Source organism: Haliscomenobacter sp., assembly GCF_041740695.1.
Lineage (GTDB): Bacteria > Bacteroidota > Bacteroidia > Chitinophagales > Saprospiraceae > Haliscomenobacter.
This window is the reverse complement of record NZ_JBGSLK010000130.1, coordinates 35,131-41,950: the sequence shown is the minus strand read 5'-3', so window position 1 is coordinate 41,950 and position 6,820 is coordinate 35,131. Positions and strand designations below refer to the sequence as shown.

Annotated in this window: 5 protein-coding genes; 1 reads left to right on the top strand and 4 read right to left on the bottom strand. The window is 46.9% G+C overall.

The window, feature by feature from the left end:
- Positions 1-305 precede the first annotated feature (305 nt).
- Positions 306-998, top strand: a complete 693-nt coding sequence (locus ACEW9O_RS26030) for a lambda exonuclease family protein (RefSeq protein ID WP_373553155.1) — start codon at positions 306-308, stop codon at positions 996-998.
- Between the two features lie 267 nt (positions 999-1,265).
- On the opposite strand, the gene ACEW9O_RS26025 is transcribed toward ACEW9O_RS26030, so the two are convergent.
- The 4 genes from ACEW9O_RS26025 to ACEW9O_RS26010 form a co-directional block, all read right to left on the bottom strand.
- Positions 1,266-2,702: a hypothetical protein gene (locus ACEW9O_RS26025; protein ID WP_373553154.1), complete on the bottom strand. Its 1,437-nt coding sequence runs from the start codon at positions 2,700-2,702 to the stop codon at positions 1,266-1,268.
- A gap of 21 nt (positions 2,703-2,723) precedes the next feature.
- Complete coding sequence (locus ACEW9O_RS26020; protein ID WP_373553153.1) at positions 2,724-3,569, bottom strand: sugar phosphate isomerase/epimerase family protein; 846 nt, start codon at positions 3,567-3,569, stop codon at positions 2,724-2,726.
- Between the two features lie 297 nt (positions 3,570-3,866).
- A complete protein-coding gene (locus ACEW9O_RS26015; protein ID WP_373553152.1) occupies positions 3,867-4,739 on the bottom strand; it encodes a DUF1080 domain-containing protein in 873 nt (290 codons plus the stop codon).
- A 363-nt stretch (positions 4,740-5,102) separates the two neighbouring features.
- Positions 5,103-6,713, bottom strand: a complete 1,611-nt coding sequence (locus ACEW9O_RS26010) for a carboxylesterase/lipase family protein (RefSeq protein WP_373553151.1) — start codon at positions 6,711-6,713, stop codon at positions 5,103-5,105.
- Positions 6,714-6,820 lie beyond the last annotated feature (107 nt).

Below are 6,820 nucleotides of genomic sequence, written 5' to 3'. Positions count from 1 at the left end.
GACCCTGGAGGTCTCTATTTTTAGGGAAGGATTGAGCGTCTTGACCAAAAAGTGTTTTTCCCTCCTTGAATTTTTAAGGCATGTCTTTAGCTTGTTAAAACCGCAAAGGAAGCCTTTTTGTAAAAATGTCCAGTAGTATGCTCAAATTGAAAAAATTATAAAAGCCACCCAAACTACTATTCTTAACCAGGAACAAACAATAGCCAAATTAGACCAAGTTATCCATGAAAAAGAATTTGAAATCAAGAGGTTAACTAATTTAAAGTGGTATCAAAAATTGATTGGGAAACATTAAATCAAACAACATGATTAAGCAAAGAACTAATGAATGGTTTAGGGCACGTATCGGAAAATTCACAGCATCCAATTTTTCAAGTATCGTATCTAAACCTGCTGACAAAACGGCTAGTATTTCCAAGTCTGCAATGAACTGTATAGAAAAGGCTGCTGCTCAATTATTTTATAATGATTACTATGAAAGGCGGGATACTGATGCCACCAGATGGGGAAATACATTAGAAAAAGAGGCGATAATTAAGTTTGCCAAAAAAACAAATTTAACTACAAAAGAATCTGGCTTTATTTTGCACCCTCAATTTCCAGACATAGGCGCTACTCCCGATGTCATAATTGAAGACTCTAATTTTCCTGGTAAAGCAATTGTAGCTCAGATAAAATGTCCTTTCAATGTTGAAAATCATATATCTTACACAACAAAAATTCACGATACACACACGCTAAGAAGTAAGAAATCGGAGTATTTTTGGCAAGTTCAAGGCGAGATTTGGATTAGCGATTCAATACATGGGTACTTTGTTTCATACAGTCCAAGTGTCAGCTTAGAAAACCAACTACATATTGTTGAAATTCCAAGGGATGAGGTAGCAATTGCCTTTCTTAAAATGAAGGTATTCGAAGCTATAAATATTAGAAATGTTATTTTAGATGAATTCAATTCTGGAAAAAGAAGACCAAAACCACTTGAGAGTTATTGGTAGATTTTAAAATCTAAATAAAACATGAAATATATTTATTCACAAACCAAAAGTAACAACAACAAGGCCAAATTCCCTGCCCACTCCTTGCGCAGGCCGATAATGCATTTCAAAATAAGTAGCAGATCACAATTGATGATGTCTACCAAAGCGATATTTTTTTCACAAAGGACTCAAAGGCACACAAAGGACACAAAGTTAGACGTTGGCAACGCTTTGCTTTGTAGCCTTTGTGCTTAAAAACGTTTGGAGTGCCATTTTGAGGCAACCTCAACTATACACAAAATAAACCGTCGTTTTACAAGCCTTACTTGCCGTCACCCGCACCCAGTGGCAGGAAAACCCGGTAGGGAATTCGTGGTGCGCATAACCCTTGGCGGGTACTTTGATGGTCTTATAAGTATGCCAATCACCAGTTCCCTTGAAGTCAATTTCAATTTTGAACTCCACTTCCTGGTCGGAATCCTGCGTCAGGTGTACCACTTTTTTATCAAAACCAGTCATCAAAAACGGGTCAGAAACTTCGCCTTTCTGTACCGTTTTTTCCCACCAAGGCGCGCCCCATCCGGTAGGTTTACCCATTTGCCACAACTCGTCGATGTTGCCAAACCAGAAGTTTGATTGGGGTTGTCCGGTAGAACGATCCACCTGATCCCCCGCCAGTACAAGCATGCCCCGCCAGTAGCAAAAATCAGGTATGATGCGCAAGTGGTTGGAAATCGGTCGAATAGCTAAAATATTTCCACCGTAGGTAATGGTCGGCATTTCGTAAAAAATCCCGTGGATGTCCATGAGGTAGCGCTCGGTTTGTGCTTCCCGAATGCGCATCCACTCCGTATTCCAGGCGTGATCAAAAGCATAACTGGCTTTGGGCAATCGGTAAGTTTTCCAGGTTCCAGCCTTGTAAAACTTCAAAATCACCGAGCCTTGATCCCAACCCGTGGCGTAGATGGCGTTGCCGTAGGTTTTGTCCGACCAGTTTTTGCCCGCCACTTCTACATAAGGATTGCGATCCAGGATGGTCCATTTTTTACCATCCCACTCAGCCAGGCGCCCTGCTGCTCTTTTGCCCAAAAAGTCTTCTTCGTAATAAGAGTTATTCGCTACCACTACCCGCCCATCCTGGGTAAAGGCACTTTTGAAATGCACCTGTGCCGCTTTGGGGATCTCCAGTTCATTCACCAGATTGTACAGCTGTTTGCTTTTGAGCGTGTACACGTTGGTTTCAAAAAACAGACCTTCCATGGTCAAAAAATAAACCATGGAATCCGGGCGGGTCAGGTGCTGCATGGTTCCGGTGAGGCGGTGCCGCTTCAGGTCTTCGATGATGCGCACCCGCCCCAGGGTATCGATCGCGTAAGGGCCGATGAAGGCTTGATCCGATTCGTTGTGGATGTGGCGATTGGCGTAAGTGCCCGTATAGCTGGCCGGATGCTGGCGGCTAGTCATGTCCGCGCTGATTTCATACAAACCCAGGCCGGAGCCGCGAATGTGCGCCACGTAGCCCACGGCCCAGAGTTTATTGGCCCATGGTATGACTGCGCCAATGCCCGCTTCGGTACGGTCTTTGTGGTCAGCTACAATGGCCATTTGGGGGAAAACGCCCTTGATTTGAGTAGGGGTTTGTGCATTGAGCTTGTTTCCGAATAAAAACAAAGAAAGCCCAATGAAAATCCATTGAGCTGCACGGGTGGTAGAGATCCGCATAGATTGATTTTTTATGTAAATTTACATACCTTTCAAATACAACAAACTCAATGGCACCTGCTGACCAGCAATCGGGCTTTCATCCTCGATGTAGTAGTGTTTGATTTTGGTTTTGCGGGCCGCCTTCATGATTTTGGGTAAGTCCAATTGCCCGGTACCCAGGGTCACATCATTTTCTACTGGAGTGCCGCCACTAAAGTCGCCCTTCACGCCTTTTTTCAGGTCTTTGACGTGCATCAAGCGAAAACGGGAAGGGTATTTTTTGAGCAAAGCTGCCGGATCCTGGCCGGGATGGAATACCCAGAGGATGTCTATTTCAAAAGAAACGTAATCGGGGTTGGTATTTTGTACGATGTAATCGAAGTAGGTGCCATTTTGGTAGGGTAAAAATTCGAAGCCGTGGTTGTGGTAACAAAAAGTGAGGCCATTTTCTTTGAGTTTTTGACCGAAGTTGTTGAAGTCGGCCACGGTTTTTTGCGCCAGCGTTAAATCCATTGGCGCGGTGTGAGGAATCCAGGCTACGCGTACAAATTCTGCGCCCAGGGTTTTGGCATCCTGAATCACGGCATCCATTTTGTTGAGCAGGGCATCGTAGCCTACGCCGTAGCTGGTGCAAATCATGCCCCGTTCATTCAGCATGGCGCGGAGCTCGCTGGAGGTTTTGCCAAATAAATTGGAAAATTCGATGTTGGTGACGCCGAGTGCTTTGATGTTGTCGAGGGTTTGGGGCACGTTTTTGGCAAACTCGTTACGGTAGGTGTAGGAGACTACGCCGGGAGTGGTTTTGAGCAATTTGCCAAAACGGGGTTGTGCAAAACTGGTGATGCACAAACAAAGGCTAAAAAGGAGAAAGCTGACGTTTTTCATTGGATTGGAGATATTGGGAATTAAACTCCTGAAGTGTTTCTTAGGTGTCTGAGGTTTTTTAGGTGGTGAAAAAAAAGGATTATTCACCACCTAAGAAACCAAAGGCACCAAGGCACACCTTAGAAGCGATGCTAGAACTCCCGGGTTTGTATTCCATTAGACGTCAAATGGCGCCTTCGCCCTTAAGGCATGTCATCATTTCAACTAAATCTCCGGGTTCCGAACGGATAGATTGCGTACCACAGCTTCCATTTTGGGGAAGAAGATGGTTTTCCCAAATTTTACACGTTTTTACTTTTATTTCATCTCCGCCGGAGGCGCAAAATACTTCTGATACAAAGCCGACTTCCGACTCAGCCCCTCCAAATTCAACAACTCCACCTTGCGAAAATCAATCGGTTGGCCCTCACTTTGCAAAGCGATAAAACCATCCTTGAGCAATTTCCCATCGACTTTAATGCTCGGGTCGAAGCCATTCGCTACGCCGCCGCCAATCTGCGGTTGAGAGTATTGCAGCACCACTTCGCCATTGATGATGTGGGTGATCAGGGAATCCCCCAATACGATGAGCTCGGCGCGTACCCATTCGTCCTTGCCGTAGGTTTTGGAGCTGGACTCGATGCAGTGGCGGGGGTCTTTTTTGCCCTGGAAAATGACATCGGTGCCGGGTGAGCACATGTTGCCCGTGGGGCGGGGTTTGCCGTCGCCCAGTCCGGCCAGGAATTGCATTTCTACCGAGATCGGCCAGTCCTGTTCCTTGGGCATGGTGCGCGGGTCTTGGGAGTGGAACATCACTCCGCTGTTGAGCTGGGTGTAGCTGGGGGCGTCCTTGCGCCATTCGTCGGCGAAGCGGTATTCGATGACCAGGTGATAATGCGAATAAGGTTGTTTGTAATAAAGGTGCCCGTAGCGGTTGTTGAATTTGTCGTACTGGTCGTAGCGCACTTTGATCATGCCATCTTCTACGCGGAAGGTGTTGCCGTAGTTGTCGCCCACTTCGTGGTGGAAAATTTTAACGATCCAGTCTTTGGTGTCGTTGCCGTTGAAGAGGGAGACCCAGCCTTTGGAGGCAGCGCTTTTTTTGGTGGTGGAGCAGCTGGAATAGCTCAGGAGGATAAGGAGTGCGCACAAAGCACCTATGACCTGGATGTGGGAAAATGTTTTTTTCATTGGAACTTGTCTTGGTAGTGGGGCAAAAATAAGTGTTCATTTTTTTATCGCCCCTTGTGATCAAATGCACGGTAAGATATTCATTTTAGCACATTAGCCAGCTTAACCTGGAGTTATTTACCACCTGGGATTCCAAGGTTGTCAGGGTTTCGGTTACCCAGCGATTTGGGAGAAATACGATTGCCAGAGCGAGACAAAGAAACAGCGAGGTAGAAGACGAAAGAAGGAGGGTTGGCTAAAATTTACTAAGGTGTATCTTAGGTGTCTCAGGTTTCTTAGGTGGTGAAAAAGACAAATCCTTGCGAAGCAAGGTATTAATTTCACCACCTAAGAAACCGGAGACACCTAAGATACACCTCAGTATTATTGTGCAGCCACCAGTTTGATCAAATCTTGATCATGATGGTACCGTATCTGGCACAAGTTGTCAAAAAACATCGTGGCGCCTTTGGCTTCGCTGTATTTTTCCCAGGCGGGAAGCCCAGCATGAGCGGGGTTGCCAGTACGGGCAAAGTTGATCCAGGACTGGCTCATTTTGGCGGCCAGCGCATAAGCTTCTTTGGTAGCACCGGTCATTTCCGCACAGCGGGCGATGTTGTTGAACACAAACGGCAATTCCATACAGTGCATGGCTTTGTATTTGCCCCCCATGACTGGCGACTGCCAAGTGAAAAAGTACATGTACACCGGAGCACCGCCAACTAAAGCCGATTTGATATTCGCCTGACTCACTGCACCTGGGCGGAACGTCATGTCGACATCCACCAAATCCGAGGGTTTTTTATCAGTAGGATAGGCCTTTTTTACCGCCGCAACAAAGGAAGTGGTTTTATCGCCCTGTTGTTTTTTGATGTATTCCATCACCTGCTCCTGGCTACCATTGCTCAGCCCGGCCCGCCCCGAAGCCATAAATTCGTTTTTCACCGTACCGATCAGCAGCGGAACGTTTTTGGACAAGTCCAGCGCTTCTGGCGACATGGGTTGATAAGGCAACAAATCGCCATCCAGACTGGGCCCCCAACTGAGGCCGAAACCTCCAATTGTTTTGCCTTCTGCGCGCATGCGCTCAGCAACAGTCCGCAATGCCTGGGTTCCGGCAGCACTCAATTGTGCAAAAGGAATTTTTTGGAGGCTATCGACCTGGTTGGGTGCCAGCTTGAGCACTTTGAGTACTTCGGCGGTAATGGCCTGGGTTTCTGTTTTTCCCAACATATTCGAGCGGAAAGCCCCACTTTGGTTGATGGCTTTGTGGAATAAACCCTTAGCCGATGGCATGGCCATGAGGGTGTTCACTTTGGCACCACCACCCGATTGGCCAAAGATGGTTACGTTGTTGGGATCACCGCCAAAATTGGCAATGTTGGCCTTGACCCATTCCAGCGCCACCCGCATATCCAGGATGCTCAGGTTGGCGGAGTGTTTGTACTTGTCGCCATAAGCCGAAAGGTCCAAATAGCCCAAAATGTTCAGCCGGTGGTTGATGGATACGACCACCACATCGCCTTTTTTGGCCAAATTTTCGCCATCATAAGAAGGCAATTCCTGCGAAGAACCTGCGGTAAACCCACCTCCGTGGATCCAGAACATCACCGGGCGTTTTTTGCCGTCACTAATGCTGGGCGTCCAAACGTTGAGGCGCATGCAGTCTTCTCCAGCAAAACCCCAGCTGTGGTTAAACACAAATTCTGATTCGTCGCCAGCCGCGGTTACGTTGGTGGGTGTCATTAGTGGCGCCACGGGGCCATAAGTCAACGAGCTGCGCACCCCCGTCCAGGGTTTGGGCTTCTGAGGCGACTCAAAACGGTTGGCCTCGGCGTAAGGAATGCCCTTGTAGGTGAAAATGCTGTTGTTGATGTAGCCCCGTACTTTACCGGCATCGGTGTTGGCAACGGCTACGTTTTCGCCCGTGATTTGCTGCGCAAAAGCAGCAATGGTAGCTCCCAGTAAAAGGAAGCACAATCCTAGTTTTTTCATTGCGAATGGATGTATGTTTTTAATAAAAATTTAGCCTGGAGGTTTTGGATTACAGCTATATGTAAAATGGGCAAAATCCTATTGTCTCAATTCGTGACAATAATAAA

Excerpts from the sequence above, each read along its gene's own strand:
- ACEW9O_RS26030 (WP_373553155.1), top strand. The coding sequence starts at position 306 with ATGATTAAGCAAAGAACTAATGAATGGTTTAGGGCACGTATCGGAAAA.
- ACEW9O_RS26025 (WP_373553154.1), bottom strand. The coding sequence starts at position 2,702 with ATGCGGATCTCTACCACCCGTGCAGCTCAATGGATTTTCATTGGGCTT.
- ACEW9O_RS26020 (WP_373553153.1), bottom strand. The coding sequence starts at position 3,569 with ATGAAAAACGTCAGCTTTCTCCTTTTTAGCCTTTGTTTGTGCATCACC.
- ACEW9O_RS26015 (WP_373553152.1), bottom strand. The coding sequence starts at position 4,739 with ATGAAAAAAACATTTTCCCACATCCAGGTCATAGGTGCTTTGTGCGCA.
- ACEW9O_RS26010 (WP_373553151.1), bottom strand. The coding sequence starts at position 6,713 with ATGAAAAAACTAGGATTGTGCTTCCTTTTACTGGGAGCTACCATTGCT.